At 69.8% G+C, this 20,040-nt stretch carries 12 protein-coding genes and 5 pseudogenes; 13 read left to right on the forward strand and 4 right to left on the reverse strand.

The window, feature by feature from the left end; genetic code table 11:
- Positions 1 to 17: 17 nt before the first annotated feature.
- Together HDA34_RS00005 and HDA34_RS00010 are read right to left on the reverse strand one after the other, a co-directional pair.
- Entirely contained in the window at positions 18 to 1,280 is a 1,263-nt protein-coding gene (locus HDA34_RS00005) for an IS110 family RNA-guided transposase (RefSeq protein WP_220482113.1), read from the reverse strand.
- A gap of 274 nt (positions 1,281 to 1,554) precedes the next feature.
- Positions 1,555 to 2,836, reverse strand: a pseudogene (locus tag HDA34_RS00010) (IS256 family transposase).
- Between the two features lie 112 nt (positions 2,837 to 2,948).
- Here HDA34_RS00010 and HDA34_RS00015 point away from each other — a divergent pair.
- Entirely contained in the window at positions 2,949 to 4,292 is a 1,344-nt protein-coding gene (locus HDA34_RS00015; RefSeq protein WP_012750929.1) for an IS256-like element ISMlu11 family transposase, read from the forward strand.
- Positions 4,293 to 4,401: 109 nt separating this feature from the next.
- Positions 4,402 to 4,866: pseudogene (locus HDA34_RS00020) on the forward strand (transposase); the annotation flags it as partial.
- On the opposite strand, the pseudogene HDA34_RS00025 reads toward HDA34_RS00020, so the two are convergent.
- Positions 4,835 to 6,207: pseudogene (locus HDA34_RS00025) on the reverse strand (IS1380 family transposase). The pseudogenes HDA34_RS00020 and HDA34_RS00025 overlap by 32 nt on opposite strands.
- Positions 6,208 to 6,379: 172 nt before the next feature.
- Here HDA34_RS00025 and HDA34_RS00030 point away from each other — a divergent pair.
- The 4 genes and pseudogenes from HDA34_RS00030 to HDA34_RS00045 form a co-directional block, all read left to right on the forward strand.
- Positions 6,380 to 7,522, forward strand: coding sequence for a calcium/sodium antiporter (locus HDA34_RS00030; protein ID WP_043282823.1), 1,143 nt, complete (start codon positions 6,380 to 6,382; stop codon positions 7,520 to 7,522).
- Between the two features lie 141 nt (positions 7,523 to 7,663).
- A pseudogene (locus HDA34_RS00035) lies at positions 7,664 to 8,447 on the forward strand (IS30 family transposase); the annotation flags it as partial.
- An 85-nt stretch (positions 8,448 to 8,532) separates the two neighbouring features.
- A protein-coding gene (locus tag HDA34_RS00040) for an IS3 family transposase (protein WP_131661471.1) occupies positions 8,533 to 9,683 on the forward strand; the annotation gives its coding sequence in 2 pieces (ribosomal slippage) (positions 8,533 to 8,803 and positions 8,803 to 9,683; 1,152 coding nt in all).
- A gap of 14 nt (positions 9,684 to 9,697) precedes the next feature.
- A pseudogene (locus HDA34_RS00045) lies at positions 9,698 to 11,005 on the forward strand (AAA family ATPase); the annotation flags it as partial.
- 174 nt (positions 11,006 to 11,179) lie between these two features.
- On the opposite strand, the gene HDA34_RS00050 reads toward HDA34_RS00045, so the two are convergent.
- Positions 11,180 to 11,701 carry an adenine phosphoribosyltransferase gene (locus HDA34_RS00050; RefSeq protein ID WP_036316668.1) on the reverse strand — a complete coding sequence of 174 codons (522 nt, stop codon included), beginning with the start codon at positions 11,699 to 11,701 and terminating at the stop codon, positions 11,180 to 11,182.
- A gap of 100 nt (positions 11,702 to 11,801) precedes the next feature.
- Here HDA34_RS00050 and HDA34_RS00055 point away from each other — a divergent pair, with 100 nt between their 5' ends.
- From HDA34_RS00055 to HDA34_RS00085, 7 genes are all read left to right on the forward strand, one after another.
- Positions 11,802 to 13,337 (forward strand): peptide MFS transporter, encoded by a 1,536-nt coding sequence (locus HDA34_RS00055; RefSeq protein WP_134377088.1) that lies wholly within the window; start codon positions 11,802 to 11,804, stop codon positions 13,335 to 13,337.
- 85 nt (positions 13,338 to 13,422) lie between these two features.
- Positions 13,423 to 13,809: a glycine cleavage system protein GcvH gene (gcvH, locus tag HDA34_RS00060; RefSeq protein WP_002854607.1), complete on the forward strand. Its 387-nt coding sequence runs from the start codon at positions 13,423 to 13,425 to the stop codon at positions 13,807 to 13,809.
- A gap of 101 nt (positions 13,810 to 13,910) precedes the next feature.
- Positions 13,911 to 14,336 carry an FHA domain-containing protein gene (locus tag HDA34_RS00065; RefSeq protein ID WP_049146965.1) on the forward strand — a complete coding sequence of 142 codons (426 nt, stop codon included), beginning with the start codon at positions 13,911 to 13,913 and terminating at the stop codon, positions 14,334 to 14,336.
- 12 nt (positions 14,337 to 14,348) lie between these two features.
- Positions 14,349 to 15,092 carry a transcriptional regulator FtsR gene (gene ftsR, locus HDA34_RS00070; RefSeq protein WP_060974307.1) on the forward strand — a complete coding sequence of 248 codons (744 nt, stop codon included), beginning with the start codon at positions 14,349 to 14,351 and terminating at the stop codon, positions 15,090 to 15,092.
- Positions 15,085 to 15,600, forward strand: a complete 516-nt coding sequence (locus HDA34_RS00075) for a bifunctional nuclease family protein (protein ID WP_073116584.1) — start codon at positions 15,085 to 15,087, stop codon at positions 15,598 to 15,600. The genes ftsR and HDA34_RS00075 overlap by 8 nt, the downstream gene beginning before the upstream one ends.
- 212 nt (positions 15,601 to 15,812) lie before the next feature.
- Positions 15,813 to 16,376, forward strand: coding sequence for a MerR family transcriptional regulator (locus HDA34_RS00080; protein WP_036384587.1), 564 nt, complete (start codon positions 15,813 to 15,815; stop codon positions 16,374 to 16,376).
- Between the two features lie 111 nt (positions 16,377 to 16,487).
- On the forward strand, positions 16,488 to 20,006 hold the full coding sequence (locus HDA34_RS00085) for a pyruvate carboxylase (RefSeq protein WP_134377089.1): 3,519 nt from the start codon (positions 16,488 to 16,490) through the stop codon (positions 20,004 to 20,006).
- Positions 20,007 to 20,040 lie beyond the last annotated feature (34 nt).

The following is a 20,040-nucleotide window of genomic DNA, read 5'->3' on the forward strand; positions in this document are numbered from 1 at the left end:
GGATGCTCCTATTGCTGTCAAGCGGCCAGTGGCGGGCTGATCTGCTCCAGGATGGCGGTCGCTCGGGCCTCGAGTTCAGGGTCGGCGCGAGTGCCGATCTCGAGTCGTCGGAGCCGCTGGTAGGGGACGCCGAGAGTGGCGGCGAGAACGCTGATCGGGATGCCTTTCGCTTGTCGGCGTGCTCGGAGTTCGCGCCCGACGGGATTGTCGGTGGCGGGATTGAGCAGAGCGGCATAGATCTCGTTCGCGACGTGTCGTTTGAGGCAGCGCATGATGTCACGGTCGGTGAGTTGCTCCGAACGACGCCTCTCGAAGTAGGCCATCGTCCGAGGCTCGCGATGCCGCATGCGCAACAGCACAATCCGGTGCAGCGCGGCGTTCGCGTGCCGGTTCCCGCCGCGAGAGAGTCGATGCCGTGTGCGTTGTCCGGAGGAGGCGGGGATCGGGGCGACACCGGCGAGAGCGGCGAAGCTGGCGCGGGTTCCGAGCCGCTCGGGGTTGTCGCCGGCGGCGACCAGGAGCGTCGCTGCAGTGACAGGACCGACTCCGCTCAGGGACAGCAGCGTGGGGTTGACCTGCCGGACGAGCATCTCCAACTGTTGTTCTATCAGGTCGATCTCGGCTTGCATCGTGAGGTGTCGGACCGCGAACCGTCGCAGTGTCTGCCGGGCGACGACCGCGGGATCGGGGGACGTGATTGTTCCGGGCCGAGTCTTGGCGAGCGTGTTCACCAGACGCTGCCCGCTGAGAGCGCGGAACGCCTGTCGCACGAGCTCGGGTGCGGTGATCAGCAGCGCGTGGATCTGGTTCATCACTTGCGCTCTGGCCTTGGCCGCCGAGCGCCGCTCTGCGAGGAGGATCCGCATCGACTCGACCGCGCCATCACCAGACTTTGGGATCGCGGTGTCCGTTCCTGCGAGGACAGCGACCGCTGCCTGGTGGGCGTCGAGGGGGTCGGACTTGCCGCGACGACGGCGGGCTTGCCGGTCCTGTCGCGCGACTTCGATGACGGTCAGCCCCGCCGTGGTCAGCGCGCGTGCGAGGCCAGCCCCGTACGACCCCGTTCCCTCCACCCCGATACGGACGACATCACCGTGCGCGTGGAGGAACGCGACGATCTGCGCGTAACCGCGACCGTCGGCACGGAACTCTCGGTCCGCGACAGGTCGGCCCACGAGATCGAGGATCGCGACGTGATGCGTTTTCTTGTGCGTGTCGACCCCGGCGACCAACTCGGAGCCTGGTGGCAACGGGTTGGTCAGCGGCGGGTCGAGTGTCATGCTCGTCATTGACGGGATTCCCTTCCAATGGTGATGAACGTCACCGCGGGTCGGGTGAGTGCAGACAGCACAAAGGTGAGACGACTTTCCGGTCAGGCTCCTATCAAGTCATGTGCCCGCCCGGCCCGCAGCGACCCCGGCGTCGACGGACAGATCCACAAAAAGACAGCCGCGAACGGCGTCCGTGTAATTTCGGGTCACGCCGGCGCCGGAGCCGAATCCATCATCTCTGTGTATCGAGGCTTTGTCGGGTTCCTCGTGGTCGGGTGGGTTGTCAGGCGGCGAGTGCCGCGTGGCCGGGGTCGTCGGTCATGGTGTCGCTGACCTGTAGGGCGGCTTGTTCAGCCGCGGCTTTCGCGGCTGCTTCGGCGAGCATCGTGTCGGTCGCGGTCAGCAATTCCAGGCTCATGTAGCGCCGTGATTCGGTCCATTCGTCGTGCTGCTCGGCCAGCACCGCGCCGAGGAGTCTAATCACCGCGACTCGGCTGGGGAAGATGCCGACGACGTCGGTGCGTCTCCGGATCTCCTTGTTGAGCCGTTCGTTCGGGTTGTTCGACCAGATCTTCTTCCACACCTCCTTCGGGAACTTCGTGAACGTGAGCACCTCATCGCGGGCGCCCTCGAGGTGCTCGGCAGCGGCCGGCAGATGGGTGGCCAGGCTGTCGATCATGTGCTCGTACTGGGCGATCACCGCCTCGACGTCGGGCTGGGTGTAGACGCTGTGCAGCAGCGCTTTCACCGCGGGCCACTGCGACTTCGGGCACACCGCCATCAGGTTGGCCGCGTAGTGGGTGCGGCAGCGCTGCCACTGCGCCGTCCCGAACACCGCCCCGGCCGCTTCGACCAGCCCGGCATGGGCATCGGAGGTGATCAGCTCCACCCCCGACAGGCCGCGGGCAGCCAGATCACGGAAGAACCCGAGCCACCCCTCCCTGGTCTCCGCGGTGCCCAGTTGCAGGCCGAGGATCTCGCGGTAGCCGTCGTTGTTGATGCCGGTGGCGACCATGGCGGCGACCTTGACGACCCGGCCGTGTTCACGCACTTTGAGCACGAGCGCGTCGGCGGCGACAAACCGATACGGCCCAGCATCGAGCGGCCGGGTGCGGAACGCTTCGACCTGCGCATCCAGGTCTTTACTCATCTCTGAGACCTGCGATTTCGACAGGCCCGTGATGCCGAGTCTGCACCAGTTTGTCCATCCGGCGGGTGGAGACGCCGAGCAGGTAGCAGGTGGCGACCACCGTGGTCAGCGCTGCCTCGGCGCGGCGGCGCCGCTCCAGGAGCCAGTCGGGAAAGTAGGTGCCTTCGCGCAGTTTCGGGATCGCGACGTCGATGGTGCCGGCGCGGGTGTCCAGGTCCCGGTGCCGGTAGCCGTTACGCCGGTTGGTGCGCTCATCCGAGCGGGCGCCGTAGGCGGCGCCGCACACGCTGTCAGCCTCGGCCGACAGCAGGGCATTGATGAAGGTGGTGAGCATCTGACGCATCAAGTCCGGCGAGGCCTGGGTGAGCAGATCGGACAGAAACGCCTGGGGGTCGATATCGTGGGGAGCGGTCATCGCGGGTGTCCCTTTCGAGTGGGATGTGAGAGTTTCCTCGAAAGCCTCCCGCGGTGGGCGTGTCAGATGGTCTGTGTAAGCCGTACCGAGAGGAACGGTAAGAATCATGACCATGATCGACGAGAAGAACCCAGGCGAGCCCTCGGGCCAGGACCTGGTCGAGCAGCTGAAAGCCTCAGGGCAGCTTGATGCCCTGTTCGCGCAGATCGACGCGGGCGGCGTCGAGCTCACCGGTGACGGCGGGTTCGTGCCCGCGCTGGTCAAGGCCGCGCTCGAGCGGGGCCTGCAGGCCGAGCTGACCAGCCATCTGGGCTACGAGAAGGGCTCGAGCGAGGCGCCGAAGCACGCCAACTCCCGCAACGGGACCACCCCGAAGACCGTGGAGTCCGAGGTCGGGCCGATCGAGCTGGACGTCCCGCGAGACCGGGGCGGGTCGTTCACCCCGCGCCTGGTGCCCAAGGGCCAGCGGCGCCTCGGGGGCCTGGATGACATGATCATCAGCCTCTATGCCGGCGGAATGACGATCCGGGACATCCAGCACCACCTGGCCTCCACGATCGGCACGGACCTGTCGCACGAGACGATCTCCAACATCACCGACGCCGTGAGCGAAGAGGTCCTGGCGTGGCAGTCGCGGCCGCTGGAGGAGTTCTATCCGGTGATCTATCTCGACGCAATCCGGATCAAGATCCGAGAGAACAGCCAGGTCCTCAACCGTGCCGCCTACATCGCCGTCGGCGTGGACCTCGAGGGCATCAAGCACGTGCTGGGGATCTGGGTCCAGGACACCGAGGGCTCGGCGTTCTGGGCCCACGTCTGCGCCGATCTCGCCAACCGGGGCGTGCAGGACGTGCTGATCGTGTGCTGCGACGGGCTCAAGGGCCTGCCGGAGGCGATCGAGGCGACGTGGCCGGACTCGATGGTCCAGACCTGCGTGGTTCACCTGATCCGGGCCGCGATGCGGTTCGTGGCCTACCAGGACCGCAAGAAGGTCGCCGCCGCGCTGAAGCCGATCTACACTGCCCCCAACGAAGAGACCGCGAGGAAGGCGCTGGCCGAGTTCGAGGCCTCCGAGCTCGGCACGAAGTACCCGTCTGCAGCCGCGACCTGGGCGAACTCCTGGGAGCGGTTCATCCCGTTCCTGCAGTTCCCACCCATGCTCCGCAAGGTCATCTACACGACCAACAGCATCGAGTCGCTGAACTTCCAGCTACGGAAGGTGACCAAGAACCGCGGCCACTTCCCCTCGACCGAGGCGGCGGTGAAGCTGCTCTGGCTGGCGATCTGCAACATCGAAGACAAACGCGCCGCCGAACGCGCTCGGGACCGGGGCAAACCCGCCGGCCAGCGCAAAGCCCAGGGCCGGCTCGTCGAAGGCCAGGCCGTCACGAACTGGAAGCAGGCCCTCGCCCAGCTCGCCGCGGCCTACCCCGACCGGATCAACCCCTACCTGTGACCACCCCGCTTACACAGACAAGTTGACACGCCCCCCGCGGTGACCGCTTCTACTTCGCGGTCGACACGCCAACCGGAGTCAACGTGCTGCGGGATTCGTACACCACTCTGCCGGACGCAACTGCGCCGAACTGCGCCGCACCCTCCACACCGGGATGAGCCTGCTGACCGACCGCCAAAAAGAACACCTCAGCGTCCTCTTCGCCCACGAGAAGCACGCCGCGGTCGAAGCGGCCTGGGAGATCTACCAGGCCATGGTCGCCGCGTATCGAGAATTCGACCGCGCAAAGGCTAAGGCCAAGATGGAGAAGGTGATCGCGGCGCTGAGCAAGAAGGTCCCCGACACCCTCGAGGAACTGGGCAAGCTCGGCCGGACACTGACCAAACGCGCCGCCGACGTGCTGGCGTTCTTCGAGCGACTGGGCACCAGCAACGGTCCGACGGAGGCGATCAACGGCCGGCTCGAACACCTGCGCGGCTCCGCCCTCGGCTTCCGCAACCTCACCAACTACATCGCCCGCAGCCTCCTCGAATCAGGCGGCTTCAGACCCTTGCTACACCCTCAAATGCGATGAGCCTCGAATGCAGGATCTTGTGCCGACAGCGGCGCACGATGGTCGCGGGGATCTCGAACAACCGTGCGCGAAACCGTTTGGGCTCCCAGCGACGTGCATCATGGCCGGCCAGCGCGATGGCCTGCATCCAGGCGACGATGACGCCGGCGAGCTGGACGATCTGGCACCAGACCTGGTTCTGCGCGAATCCCTGCAGCGGGAACTTCATCAGGCCCATGTCCTTGGCGTTGCGGATCCGGTCCTCGCAGCGCGCGCGGCGGCGGTGACGCAGCTCCAGCACTGGAAGCTGGCCGCGTGGGGCGTTGGTCGCGAACGCAGTGATCCGCATCCCTTTGTGATCGGTGATCCGTAGCTGCACTCCGGGGTGGGGGCGTTCCTTCCTTACGGTTACCCGCATTCCGGGGGCCACCCGGGCAGGTCCAGTAGTCCGGTCAGTTCCGCGACCCATGCCCCATCGCGGATCCCTTCGGTGTCGGTGTCGTAGGCAGGAGTCCACGCCTTCGCCTCATCAATACGTTCCAACAGGTCAGGAGTGTTCGCGGGGAGGGTGAACCCGACTGAGTAGGCCAGACGCTGCCGCTCCAGCCAGCCCGCGAAGTCCTTGGGGCCGCCGGCCCCGTCGGTGCGAATCAGGACCTTTTTCGATCCCCGCCCGCCCCGGCCCAGCAGGGCCGGTGGGAGCTGCGCAAGGGCCAGACGGGTGACGGCGATGTGATCGCTGGCGGTGTTCGAGCCCGCGTTGCCGGGGCGAAGGTGGATCGCGAGCGGTTCCCCGGTTCCTTCGCTGCCGTGGTCCAGGAACGCGTACAGAGGGTGGTAGCCGAAGCCGCGTTTGAACGTCGGGGCGGCTTGCTCCTTCTCACTGTGGACGTTGATCAGGGTGGCGTCGAGGTCGATGACCAGCGGGGTCTTCGCGCTCGTCCCCTCGGCCGGGGAATGCTCGCCGGCCAGGGCCCAGGCCTGCTCGCGCGCGGTCCTGCGAGCCCTGGCGATCGCGGTCATCACGGCGGGCGCGTCCTCAGCGAGGGTGGTGAGCGTGCGGGAGATCGTTGGGGCCGAGGCGACGTCACCGAACAGGCCCGGCTCGCACCGCAGCAGGTCGGTGTCACGGGCGACCTCCCCGCCCACCGCGAGAGTCATCGCGAGGTCCAGCAGGACCTTGGAGGCGTGATGCTCGGCCAGCGGTTTCGTCCATGAACCCAACGCTTCACGCAGCGAAGAGGCGAGGCCGGTGGCGTGGATCGTGTCGGTCAGCAGCACCGCGCCCGCATGCGAGGCCGCCGGGACCTCAGCGACGTCCACACGCGGGCGGGGGTAGAAGAACACGGTAGGGTGGGACACCTGAAAGGTGCTCCTTCCGGCCAGGGATTACGAGACTCGACACCCCGTATCATCCCAGGCCAGGAGCACCTTTCTCTATGACGCCCACCCGTCGAGACCACACCCCAGTGAAATCTCGAGGTCAGCGGGTGCTCGTGGCAGGGCCTGAACTGTGGTCCGTACACTCCTACTCATGGATGCGCTTGATATTGGACGGATCGTGGCCGGACTGGTGCTGCTGGTCTTGGGTGGGGAATTTCTGGTGCGTGGGGCGTCAGCACTGGCCGGACGTTTCGGGATTTCGTCATTGGTGATCGGTCTCACCGTAGTGTCAGCGGCGACGTCGGCACCCGAGTTCGCAGTGAGCGTCGGTGCTGTACTGCGTGATGAACCGGGGCTTGCCGTGGGCAATGCGGTTGGCAGCAACATCATTAATGTCCTGCTCATCCTGGGACTGTCCGCGCTGGTCGTTCCCCTCGCTGTAAAGCGGAGGCTGATCCGCTTTGACCTGCCCCTGATGGTCGTCTTGTCAGTTCTACTGCTCCTTGTGTCCCTGGATGGGAGGATCAGTGCGGTGGACGGGCTGATACTATTTTTCGGTGTGGTGGTCCACACCATAATGTCCGTGGTGATTAGTCGGCGGGACGCCAAGACCGCGGTGAATGCCCGGGAAGGGACAGGAGATTCGGCAACCGTCGATCCAGCCGACGAGGAAGGGGCTGCGCTAGGCGCCTCGGTCAGCAGGTCGCTCTTCTTTGTGCTGCTGGGGGTCGCGTTGCTGGTCGCCGGTGCCACGCTGCTCGTGGAAGGAGCAGTGAACATAGCCACCACGTTGGGCGTAAGCAGCCTCGTGGTCGGACTGACCGTTGTGGCTGTCGGGACATCGCTGCCCGAGCTGGCGACGTCCATCATTGCCGTGCGTCGCGGTGAACGCGACCTAGCGGTGGGCAACGTGGTCGGCAGCAATATCTTCAACATAGGGGTAGTGCTAGGACTAACCGCGCTCATCTCTCTTGAGGGCATTCCCGTATCCGGCGCCGCAGTGGCCTTCGATATCCCAGTAATGCTGGCGGCCGCAGTGGCACTACTGCCGATCGCGTTCACGGGCTTCGCGGTGGCGCGTTGGGAGGGCGGCTTGTTCGTGGTTTTGTACGCCGCCTACACCGGATACCTTGTGCTGGCTGCCACAGCGCACGATGCACTGGAGGGATTCACCGTAGCCATGGCGTGGTTCGTGCTGCCGTTAATCGCACTGACGCTCATTTCCTTTACAGCCTACGAAATCGGGCTCCGCAAGGGACGCCGAGACCTGGACCAGACCACGACTTCGACGTAGACCGTCGAGTGCATTCGGCTGCTGGCTTCATTCAGGTCGTCGGCTGGATGTAAATCGGCAAGAGATGACTGTCGGTTGGTGGTGTCATAGCGTCGTAGCAACACTCCCGGTCGGTGGGGGCTCGAGGCGAGGAGGCCTGGGATGGTGCGGCGGCGACTCACGTTCACGGAGCGGATGGAGATCTCGACGGGATCGAAGGCCGGGTGGGGAGTCCGGAAGATCGCGTCTCACCTGGGTAGATGCCCTTCGGTGGTCTCCAGAGAGCTTCGACCGAACTCGACGAAGACGCGCGGCTATCAAGCCGTGACCGCGGACGTGAAAGCGCAACGCCAGCGCTCTCGCCCACAGGTCCGGAAAGTGGCAAAGGACCCGGTACTCGAGGCCCGCGTCAACGCCGACCTCGCAGCGTCATGGATGCCGAACGAGATCGCGGGTCGCTTGCGTCTGGAGGCCGCAGACCCGACCGTTGAACGCATGGCGAACTCTCCCGACGCTCAGGGCCGCACCGTCAGCGGAGAAGCGATCTACCAGTACATCTACGCGATCCCCCGCGGAGAACTCGCCAAGCGTGGGATCTTCTTGCAGTCCAAACGGACCAAGCGCCGGCCCCGCACGCACGGCCGCTCCCGAGGCGGGCCGATCGTGGGGATGGTCCCGATCGCGGAGCGTGGCGAGGACGCGGCGAAGCGGCGGGTACCCGGGCACTGGGAGGGCGACCTGATCATCGGGAAGAACGGGTCCTCGTGCGCGGCGACGCTGGTGGAGCGGATGAGCGGGTTCACCGGCCCGCTCGCCCTGCCCTCGAAACACGCCGAGGGCCCCCGCGGACGCGGTGATCGAGTACTTCACCGAGCTGCCCCGGATGATGCAGACCTCGCTGGTAAGGGACCAGGGCAGCGAGATGGCGCACCACGCAAAGGTCTCCCCTGGGCTGACCCCGTTTCGTAGGTCCAGTCGTTATGAGAGTCGTCCTGTTGCCCGCGGTCGCGGGCAGGGAGACTGGTCAGATCATGACGAACAGCAGGAAGCGTCACACCCCCGAGCAGGTCGTCCGTAAGCTCGGGCAGGCCGACAGGATGCTCGCCGATGGTCAGGACGTCGCGGCGGTGTGCCGGGAGCTCGGGGTGTCCGAGCAGACGTACTACCGGTGGCGGAACCAGTACGGCGGCCTCAAGGCCGACGACGCAAAGCGCCTGAAGGAGCTGGAGAAGCAGAACGCGACCCTGAAGCGTCTGCTCGCGGAAGCGGAGCTGGAGAAGGCCGCGCTCAAGGAGCTGGCTGAGGGAAACTTCTAAGCCCGGACAGGCGCCGCGCCGCCGTCGATCACCTCAAGGGCAAGTTGCGGGTGAGCGAACGGATGGCGTGCCGTCTGGTCGGGCTGAGCCGCTCCGCGTACCGGCGACCGCTCAAGGGCGACACGGTCGCGGACCCGGATCGGGCGCTCAGGGAGTGGCTGCGCGCCTGGGCGAAGGACCATCCCCGCTACGGGTATCGGCGGGCGTATCACGACGCCCGCGCCGAGGGGTGGGTGGTGAACCACAAGAAGATCCAACGCCTGTGGCGTGACGAAGGGCTCCGGGTCCCGCAGCGGCGTCGACGCAAGCGCGTCGGGTCCTCGACCGTCGACGCGCCGACGGCGGACGCGCCGAACGTGGTGTGGGCGGTGGACTTCCAGTTCGACGCCGACGAGCACGGACGACCGATCAAGATCTGCTCGATCGTCGACGAACACACCCGGGAGTGCATCGGCGGGCTCGTGGAGCGCTCGATTACCGCCGACCGACTCACCGCCCACCTCGAGGACCTCGTCGCCGCCCGGGGCGCCCCGGCGGTGCTCAGGTCGGACAACGGGCCGGAGTTCATCAGCGAGGCGATGGCCGACTGGGCCGGCACCCGCACCGGCCTGTCCTACATCCCTCCGGGCTCGCCGTGGCGCAACGGGTACGTCGAGTCGTTCAACAGCCGGATCCGCGACGAGTGCCTCAACATCAACAGCTTCTACTCGCTGCTGCACGCACAGGTCATCATCGGCGACTGGAAGGACGAGTACAACCACCACCGCCGGCACTCCTCGCTCGGCTACCTAACCCCAGCCGAGTACGCTCGGCAGTGCACCCATCAAATGGAAACCGGCGACTCACAGAACGTCCGGACCGAATGAAGGGGGCGGCTCAGAACCTGATGGCCGAGGCCGCCCGGCAGACCACCGGCTACAGGTTCGCCTCCACCGAAGACCGGGAAGCGATCGTCGGCCTCGTGGTCGACGCCGCCGAGTCCGTGTCGCTGCGGCTGACCCCGCCCGAGCTCGCTTCGAGCCCCGCGGCGTTCCGCCGCCCGGATGGCACATCAGTGTTCCGGCCGAAGCACTCGGCCGTGTTCTCCTCCGAGGTTCTGCTGGCGGCCGAAGACCGCCTCCTCGAGCGCGCCCGCACCACTACCGGCCCGACCGTGCCGTTGGCGACGGTAGAGCGGATCACGGCCCGGCCCGACCGGGAGGGCCGCACCCTCGGCCCGGACCAGGCGGACGCGTTGGCGAGGATCGCGCTGTCAGGCCGGATGATCGACGTGCTCGTAGGGCCGGCCGGGGCTGGGAAGACGACGGCGATGAACGCGCTGCGCCGAGCGTGGGAGCACGAGCACGGCCGAGGCTCTGTCGTCGGCCTCGCTCCGTCCGCGGTCGCGGCGCACGTCCTCGCCGACGACCTCGGGATTGCCGCCGAGAACACGGCGAAGTGGCTGGACACCCACGACCGCACCGGGGCCACGTTCCGCCGGGGGCAGCTCGTCATCGTCGATGAGGCGTCGATGGCCGGCACCCTCGCCCTCGACCGCATCACCGCCCTCGCCACCGCGGCCGGGGCGAAGACGTTGGTCGTCGGGGACTACGCTCAGCTCCAGTTGCCGACCGCGGCCGGCGCCTACGCGATGCTCGTCCACGACCGGGATGACGCCCCCGAGCTCACCGCCGTGCACCGCCTCGCCCACGCCTGGGAGAAGACTGCCTCCCTCGGCCTGCGCCACGGCGACACCAGCGTCATCAACGCCTACGCGGACCACGGCCGCATCGCCGAAGGCGACAGCGAGGCGATGGTCGAAGTCGCCTACCGGGCGTGGCGCGCCGACACGCTGGCCGGGCGGGCGGCGGTGCTCGTGGCCGACTCCAACGAAGCCGTGCTCGCCCTCAACCGGCGAGCCCGCGCCGAGCTGATCCTTGACGGCATCGTGAACGCCCTCCGCGAAGTCGAACTGCACGACGGCACCCGCGCCGCCGCCGGGGACACCGTCATCACCCGACACAACGACCGGCGCCTGCGCTCCGGGCGTGGCTGGGTCAGCAACAGCAACAGGTGGACGGTCACCGACGTCCGCGACGACGACTCCCTCGCCCTCCGCCGTGCTGGCCGGAAGCGAGGTGGCTCCGTCGTGATCCCGGCCGACTACGCGGCCGAGCATCTGGAGCTCGGCTACGCCGTCACGTCGCATTTTCGGAGAAGTATGAACGGTCTGGACGCCTGGGGGTCAAGAGGTCGTGGGTTCAAATCCCGCTAGCCCGACCACGTCGACGAAGCCGGAGTTCAGCAGTTCGGGGCTCCGGCTTCGTCGTACCCGGCGCGGAGCAGCCTGGTCCGCCACTCTCCGTCGGTCGGGCGGGGCGGTTCAGGACGCGAACAGCACGTGCGTGTCCGGCACGACGGCCCGGCCGCCAAGGGCCGTGAGCTCCAGCAGGCAGGCCGCGCCCACCACCTCCGCGCCCCGCGCCTCGATGAGCCGTCGGCCGGCGGCGAGGGTGCCGCCCGTGGCGAGGACGTCGTCGAGCAGGAGCACCCGTGACCCGGCCCGCAGGTCTTCCGACACCTCGATGCTCGCGTTCCCGTACTCCAGCGTGTAGTCCGCACGGGCCGCGGGAGCCGGGAGGCGCCCGGCCTTGCGCAGCGGCACGAGGCCGGTGCCGGTCAGGACGGCGGCCGCCCCGGCGAGCAGGAACCCGCGGGCCTCGAGGCCGGCCACGAGGTCGAACCGCCCCTCGAACGGCGCCACCAGGGCTTCGACGCACGCCCTCAGGGCGCGGGCGTCCGCGAGCAGGGGCGTGATGTCCTGGAAGGCCACGCCCGGGCTGGGATGGTCGGGGACCACGCGGATGAGGGAGCGGGCACGGGCGATCTCGGAGGTGACGGACACGGCCTCCACTCTAGGACGGACGCCGCGCGGGCAGCGGATGTGATCGGCGTCACCGGGCAGGGAGTTTGCCCTGACTCCCTCGGAGGAGGACAGTGGATCGGTGGAAAATCCCCAGAATCCTCTCGCGGGCCGCGTGCCCGACGTCGAGCCGCCCGCCCGCGTGGCGGCGTCGACGGCCACCCGTCCCGACGACGCCACCCCCGACTGGCGCGGCCGCCCGTTCCTCGGCCAGCCCGGCCCGCTGGCGAACCTGTTCTCCGTGGAGCTGTGGGAGCGCTTCTCCTTCTACGGCATGCAGGCCATGCTCGTGTACTACATGTCCTGGACCGCCGCGGAGGGCGGCCTCGGGATCGACCCGGCCGTGGCCACGGGCATCGTCGGCGCCTACGGCGGCATGGTGTACGTGTTCTGCATCCTCGGCGGCTGGGTCGCCGACCGCCTGCTCGGCTCCGAGCGCACCATGTTCATCAGCGCCGTCGGGATCATGTTCGGCCACATCGCGCTGGCCCTCGTCCCGGGTGTCCCGGGCCTGGCCCTCGGCCTCGTGCTCGTCGCCGTCGGCTCGGGCGGCCTCAAGGCCAACGCCACGAACCTCGTCGGCTCCCTGTACTCCCGCGAGGACCCCAAGCGCGACGCCGGCTTCTCCATCTTCTACATGGGCGTGAACATCGGCGCCCTCTTCGGCCCGCTGCTGACCGGCCTGGCGCGGGACACGCTGGGCTTCCACGTCGGCTTCGGCCTCGCCGCCGCCGGCATGGCCATCGGCCTGGCGCAGTACGCCCTGACCCGCAAGAACCTGCCCACGGACGTGCACCGGGTCCCGGATCCGCTGCCGCGGTCGCAGTACGGCCGCTGGGGCCTGATCGGCCTGGGGATGGTCGCCGTCGTCGTGGTCCTGTTCCTCACGGGCGTCGTCACCCTGGGCAACCTCTCCGACGCCGTCGTCGTGCTCGCCGCCGTCGCGGCCATCGCGATCTTCGCCGTCCTGCTGACCTCCACGAAGGTCACGGAGGAGGAGCGCTCGCGCGTGAAGGCGTTCATCCCGCTGTTCATCGGCACGTCCGTGTTCTTCGCCCTCTTCCAGCAGCAGTTCACCGTGATCGCGCTGTACTCCGAGCACCGCCTCGACCGGAACCTGTTCGGCTGGCTCATGCCCATGGAGTGGGTCAACTCCATCAACCCGATCTTCATCATCGTGTTCGCCCCGGTGTTCGCCGCGCTGTGGACCAAGCTGGGCGCCCGCCAGCCCGCCACCCCGGTGAAGTTCGGCATCGGCATCGTCCTGATCGGCATCGCCTTCCTGCTGTTCATCCCGGTGGCCGACGTCGTCGCCGTGCCGCTGCTGTGGCTGACGCTGATCCTCTTCGTCTGCACCATGGGCGAGCTGCTCGTCTCCCCGGTGGGCCTCTCCCTGGCCACCAAGGTCGCCCCGCGCAGCTACCCGGTGATGATGGTGTCGCTGTACAACCTGTCCGTCGCCCTGGGCACGGCCCTGGCAGGCTCCCTGGCCGGCTCCTACTCGGAGCAGAACGAGGTGGGCTACTTCGGCATGATCGGTGCGGTCACCCTGGGCGTGGGCCTGCTCGTGCTGGCCATCGCCAAGCCGGTGCGTCGCGGCATGCGCGGCGTGCTCTGAGCGCGCCAGTGGCGCGAATCACGCGCCGCTCGGTAGTCTGCGAGACGACGTCATCACTCCCGACCACACAAAGGACGCGCACTCCATGAGCTCCATCCCCGAAGGCCTGAAGTACTCCGCCGAGCACGAGTGGATCGCCGAGGCCGGTGCCGCCGGCACGGTCCGCGTGGGCATCACCGACTTCGCCCAGGATGCGCTGGGTGACGTCGTCTACGTGGACCTGCCGGAGGTCGGCACCGAGGTCACCGCGGGCACCGCGGTGGGCGAGGTCGAGTCCACGAAGTCCGTCTCGGACATCTACGCCCCGGTCTCCGGCACCGTGGCCGCCGTCAACGACGAGCTCGACGGCGAGCCCGGCCTGGTCAACTCTGCCCCCTACGAGGGCGGCTGGCTGTTCGAGATCACCCTCGCGGACGAGGCCCAGCTCGAGGGCCTCATGGACGCCGAGGGCTACGCCTCGCACACCAGCTGAGCCCCGTCCGCCGTCGCCCCGTCGCTGGCCGGCGGGGCGACGGCGTCCCCTTCGTCTCTCCATCCGGCGCCGCGGCGCCGGCCCCCGCACAGGAGCACCCCATGAACCAGCCCGGACGTGAACCGGACCTGTCCACCTCCGCCATCAACCTCACCGAGCTGGCGCCGCTGGTCTCGGCGGACCTCACCCGCGAGGAGTCGGACGCGATCCGCGCCCTCCCGGCCGGTTCCGCGCTGCTGCTCGCCCACGAGGGCCCGGACCAGTCCGCCCGCTTCCTGCTGGACGAGGACGTGGTCTCCGTGGGGCGCCACCCGGACGCGGACATCTTCCTCGACGACGTCACGGTCTCCCGTCGTCACGCGGAGTTCCGGGCCGAGGACGGCGGCCATCGGCTCGTGGACCTGAACTCCCTCAACGGCACCTTCGTGAACCACGACCGCGTGGACGAGATCCTGCTGCGCTCCGGGATGCACGTGCAGATCGGCAAATACCGGCTCACGTACTACGCCGCACCGGCGCGGGGCTGAGCCGTCATCCCCGTGACCGATCCGCGCCCGCGACCCGACGCCGTCCCCGCCGCCCGCCCTGCGGGCCGGCTGGGCATCGGCGAGGTCGTGGCCGCCCTCGAAGCCGAATTCCCCGGCGTCACCGCGTCCAAGGTGCGCTTCCTGGAGGACCGCGGCCTCGTCCTGCCCGAGCGGACTCCCGCCGGCTACCGGCGCTTCCGGCCCGGGGACGTGGACCGGCTCCGGTTCGTCCTCGCCCTGCAGCGCGACCACTTCCTGCCGCTCAAGGTCATCGCCGACCACCTGGCCGCGCTGGACCGCGGCGAACGCCCCACCGGCCTGCCCGGAACCGCGGCGGTCCCGGCGTCCTCGGACGCGGAGCGGCTCGGCCGCGAGGTCGCCGGGGGTCGCCGGTCGTGGACCCGCGCCGAGCTCGCCGCCGAATCCGGTGCGGGCGAGGAGCTGCTGGCCGAGCTGGATCAGTACTCGCTCCTGCCCGTCGATCCCGACGGCGGCTACCCGAGCCACGCGATGGACGTGGCCCGGGCCGCCGTCGTGCTCGCGGGCCACGGCCTGGAGCCCCGGCACCTCCGCCCGCTGCGGGCCGCGGCCGACCGCGAACTGGGCCTGGTGGAGCGCGCCGTCGCCCCGCTGCAGGCCCGCCGCGACGCCGGCACCCGCCCCCGCGTGGCCCGCTCGGCACGCGAGATCGCGCAGGCCAGCCTGCGGCTGCATGCGGCCCTCGTGGCCGTGGGACTGGAGCAGTGGGATGACTGAGCCGCGCCCCGTGCCCGCCGACGACGCCGGCGACGTGCCGCTCTCCGTGCTCGGCGTGCGTGTCGAGCTGCCCGAACAGCACCACGTGATCCTGCTGGTGGATCCGCCCGGCCGCACGATGGTCCCGCTGTGGGTGGGCGCGCCCGAGGCCGCCGCCGCCGCGCTCGCGCTCGAGGGCGTCCGCGCGCCCCGGCCCCTCACCCATGAGCTGCTCCTGGCCGCCGTCGACGCCCTGGGCGCCGAGGTCGTGCGGGTGCGCCTCACCGAGGTCCGGGACGAGGTCGTGCACGCCGAGCTCGTGCTCTCCACGGGCGCCCGGGTCGACGCCCGCGCGTCGGACGCCGTCGTGGTCGCCCTGCGCGCCGACGCCCCCGTGCTGGGCAGCCCCGCCGTGCTCGCGGACGCCGGCATGCCGGCGCGGACGGGGGAGGAGGACGCCGGCCAGGAGCGCGCCGTCGAGGACTTCCGCGACTTCCTGGACACCGTGCGCCCCGAGGACTTCGCCTGAGCGGAGCCGGCGCGACACGGCGCGGCCTCGCCGCCGGCTTCGTTGACCGCCCCCGGACCCGCGCGTACCTTCGAGGGGAAGAGGGCCCCGCCACCCGGGGCGCCTCCGTCGCCCTCCCCACGGTCACCGGGGAGCGCCGCCACGGTCACCGGCGGCACACGACGGTCGCGTCCCCCTCCCCGCACCGGGGGCCCCGCACCAGGAGGTTCCCCGTGACACCCACTGCAGGTCCTGGCCGGCCCCCCGCGCTCGGCACCCAGGGCACGCTCTTCGACGAGGGCGCGACCCGGGGCGACGACGTCGGCTTCCGCGGTCCCACCGCGTGCAAGGCCGCCGGCATCACCTATCGCCAGCTCGACTACTGGGCCCGCACGGACCTCGTGGTCCCCACGGTCCGCAGCGCCTCCGGCTCCGGCTCCCAGCGGCTCTACTCGTTCCGCGACATCCTCGTCCTCAAGGTCGTCAAGCGCCTCCTGGACACCGGCGTCTCGCTCCAGCAGATCCGCACCGCCGTGGGCCACCTGCGCGAGCGGGGTGTCGAGGACCTGGCGCAGATCACCCTGATGAGCGACGGCGCCTCGGTGTACGAGTGCACCTCGGCGGACGAGGTCGTGGACCTCGTCCAGGGCGGCCAGGGCGTCTTCGGGATCGCCGTCGGCCGCGTGTGGCGCGAGGTCGAGGGCAGCCTCGCCGAGCTGCCCCGCGAGAGCGTGGTCGGCGCCCCCGAGCCGGGGGACGAGCTGGCCGGGCGGCGTCGGGCCCGCCGCTCCGCCTGATCCTCCACCCCGGGGCGCCCCGGAGGGCCGAGTCAGTCATCTTTCGTCTCGCAGCGGTGACTGTGCGCGACATGAGGCGGAACTCCGGCGCGGTGTGACACACTCCCAACCATGACCGCACCTGTCGAGAACTTCACCCCTCCAGAGGACGCGGCCGGGTCGACCGGAGCCGGCGCCGTCTTCTCCAAGGTCTTGGTGGCCAACCGCGGCGAGATCGCCGTCCGCGCCTTCCGCGCCTGCTACGAGCTGGGCGCCCGCACCGTCGCCGTCTTCCCCTACGAGGACCGCAATTCGATCCACCGCCAGAAGGCGGACGAGGCCTACCGCATCGGCGAGGAGGGCCACCCCGTGCGCGCCTACCTCGACGTGGACGAGATCATCCGCGTGGCGAAGGACGCCGGGGCCGACGCGATCTACCCGGGCTACGGCTTCCTGTCGGAGAACGCCGGCCTGGCCCGTGCCGCGGCTGAGAACGGGATCACCTTCGTCGGCCCGCCCGCCGACGTCCTCGAGCTGACCGGCAACAAGGTCGAGGCCCTGCGCGCGGCCAAGCGTGCGGGCATCCCCACCCTGGCCTCCTCGGACCCGAGCGCCGACGTCGAGTGGCTCCTGGAGCAGGCCGAGGAGATCGGCTTCCCCATCTTCGTCAAGGCCGTCGCCGGCGGCGGCGGCCGCGGCATGCGCCGCGTCGAGCGCCGCGAGGACCTGCGCGGCTCCCTCGAGGCCGCGATGCGCGAGGCGGACACCGCCTTCGGCGACCCCACCGTGTTCCTCGAGCAGGCCGTCCTGCGGCCGCGGCACATCGAGGTGCAGATCCTCGCCGACGGCGAGGGCAACGTCGTGCACCTCTTCGAGCGGGACTGCTCGCTCCAGCGCCGCCACCAGAAGGTCATCGAGATGGCCCCGGCCCCGAACCTGGACGAGGAGATCCGGCAGGCCCTGCACCGGGACGCCGTCGCCTTCGCCAAGGAGATGGGGTACGTCAACGCGGGCACCGTCGAGTTCCTCGTGGACACGGCGGGCGAGCGTGCGGGCCAGCACGTGTTCATCGAGATGAACCCCCGCATCCAGGTGGAGCACACCGTGACCGAGGAGGTCACGGACGTGGACCTGGTGGGCGCGCAGCTGCGCATCGCCGCCGGCGCCACCCTGCCCGAGCTGGGCATCACCCAGGACGCCCTCCAGGTCCGCGGCTTCGCCATCCAGTGCCGCATCACCACCGAGGACCCGGCCAACGGCTTCCGCCCGGACACCGGCACCATCACCGCCTACCGCTCGGCCGGCGGCTCCGGTGTGCGCCTCGACGGCGGCACCATCTACGCCGGTGCGGAGATCAGCCCCCACTTCGACTCCATGCTGGTCAAGCTCACCTGCCGCGGACGCGACTACGCCACGGCCGTGCGCCGCGTGCGCCGCGCCCTGGCCGAGTTCCGCGTGCGCGGCGTGGCCACCAACATCCCGTTCCTGATGAACGTGATGGACGACCCGCAGTTCGTCAGCGGCGACGTCGCCACGGACTTCATCGACAAGCACCCCGAGCTGGCCACGGTGAACCGCTCCCAGGACCGCGGCTCCAAGGCCCTGCAGTACCTCGTGGACGTCACGGTCAACCAGCCGCACGGCCCGCGCATCGAGGGCATCGACCCCCGCGACCGCCTCCCGGAGCACCCGGGCGACAAGCACCAGGAGCCGGACCGCTCGCCCTTCGACGGCCCGAGCCGGAACGAGGACGCGGCGCCCCCGCACGGCTGGCGTCAGGTGCTGCTGGAGCAGGGCCCCGAGGGCTTCGCCCGCACCCTGCGCGAACAGACCGCGCTGGCCGTCACGGACACCACGTTCCGCGACGCCCACCAGTCCCTGCTGGCCACCCGCGTCCGCACGCGCGACCTGCTGGCCGCCGCGCCCGCCGTCGCGCACACCCTGCCGGGGCTGCTCTCCGTGGAGGCCTGGGGCGGGGCGACGTACGACGTCGCGCTGCGCTTCCTCCACGAGGACCCGTGGCAGCGCCTCGAGCTGCTGCGCGCGGAGCTGCCGAACATCCCGATCCAGATGCTGCTGCGCGGCCGCAACACGGTGGGCTACACGCCGTACCCCACCGAGGTGACGGACGCGTTCGTGGCCGAGGCCGCGGCGTCCGGCGTCGACGTGTTCCGCATCTTCGACGCCCTCAACGACGTCGAGCAGATCACCCCGGCCATCGAGGCGGTGCGTGCCACGGGCACCGCCGTGGCCGAGGCGGCCCTGTGCTACACGGGCAACATGACGGACCCGAAGGAGACGCTCTACACGCTCGACTACTACCTGGGCCTCGCCCGCCGGATGGTCGACGCCGGCGCCCACGTCCTGGCGATCAAGGACATGGCGGGCCTGCTGCGGCCCGCCGCCGCGCGCGAGCTCGTCACCGCCCTGCGCGCCGAGTTCGACCTGCCCGTGCACCTGCACACGCACGACACCGCCGGCGGCCAGCTGGCCACCCTGCTCGCGGCGGCGGAGGCCGGCGTGGACGCCGTCGACGCGGCCACCGCGTCCATGGCGGGCACCACGAGCCAGGTGCCGCTGTCCGCCCTGGTCGCGGCGCTCGAGCACACCGAGCGGGACACCGGTCTCGGCCTCGAGGCCGCCACCGCGATGGAGCCCTACTGGGAGTCCGTCCGCTCGGCGTACGCGCCCTTCGAGGCGGGGCTGCCCGCCCCGACCGGCCGCGTGTACCACCACGAGATCCCGGGCGGCCAGCTGTCCAACCTGCGCACGCAGGCGATCGCGCTCGGCCTGGGGGAGCGGTTCGAGGCCATCGAGTCGATGTACGCCGCGGCCGACGACCTGCTCGGCCACCTCGTCAAGGTCACCCCGTCCTCCAAGGTGGTGGGCGATCTGGCGCTGCAGCTGGTCGGCTCCGGCGTGGACCCGAAGGAGTTCGCGGAGCGTCCGCAGGAGTTCGACATCCCGGACTCCGTGATCGGCTTCCTGCGCGGCGAGCTCGGCGACCCGCCCGGCGGCTGGCCGGAGCCCTTCCGGACCAAGGCCCTCCAGGGTCGCCGCGAGGGCGCGGGCATGGTGGAGATCTCCGCGGAGGACTCGACCGCCCTCGCCGAGGCCGGACAGACCCGCCGCGCGGTGCTGAACCGCCTGCTCTTCCCCGGCCCCACGAAGGAGTTCGAGGCGCACCGCGAGGAGTTCGGGGACACCGTCACCCTGCACACCCGCGACTTCCTCTACGGCCTCGTCCCCGGGCGCGAGCACGTCATCTCGCTCGGACGCGGTGTGCGGCTGCTCGCCACCCTCATGTCCGTCTCCGAGCCGGACGAGAAGGGCATGCGCACCGTGATGGTCACCCTGAACGGCCAGCTGCGCCAGATGACCGTCCGGGACCGCTCGATCGAGTCCACCGTGCGGACCGCGGAGAAGGCGGACCCCGGCACCCCCGGCCACGTCGCCGCCCCGTTCGCGGGCTCGGTCACCGTGCAGGTGGCCGAGGGCGACGCCGTCGAGGTCGGCCAGGCGGTGGCCACGATCGAGGCGATGAAGATGGAGGCCGCGATCACGGCCCAGGCCGCGGGCACCGTGCGCCGCGTGGTCACGGAGGGCGTCACGCCCGTCAACGGCGGAGACCTGCTGCTCGTGATCGAGTGAGCCCCGCGTGAGCCCGCCGCCGACGGGCCGCCCC

Source organism: Micrococcus luteus (assembly GCF_014138885.1).
GTDB lineage: Bacteria > Actinomycetota > Actinomycetes > Actinomycetales > Micrococcaceae > Micrococcus > Micrococcus luteus.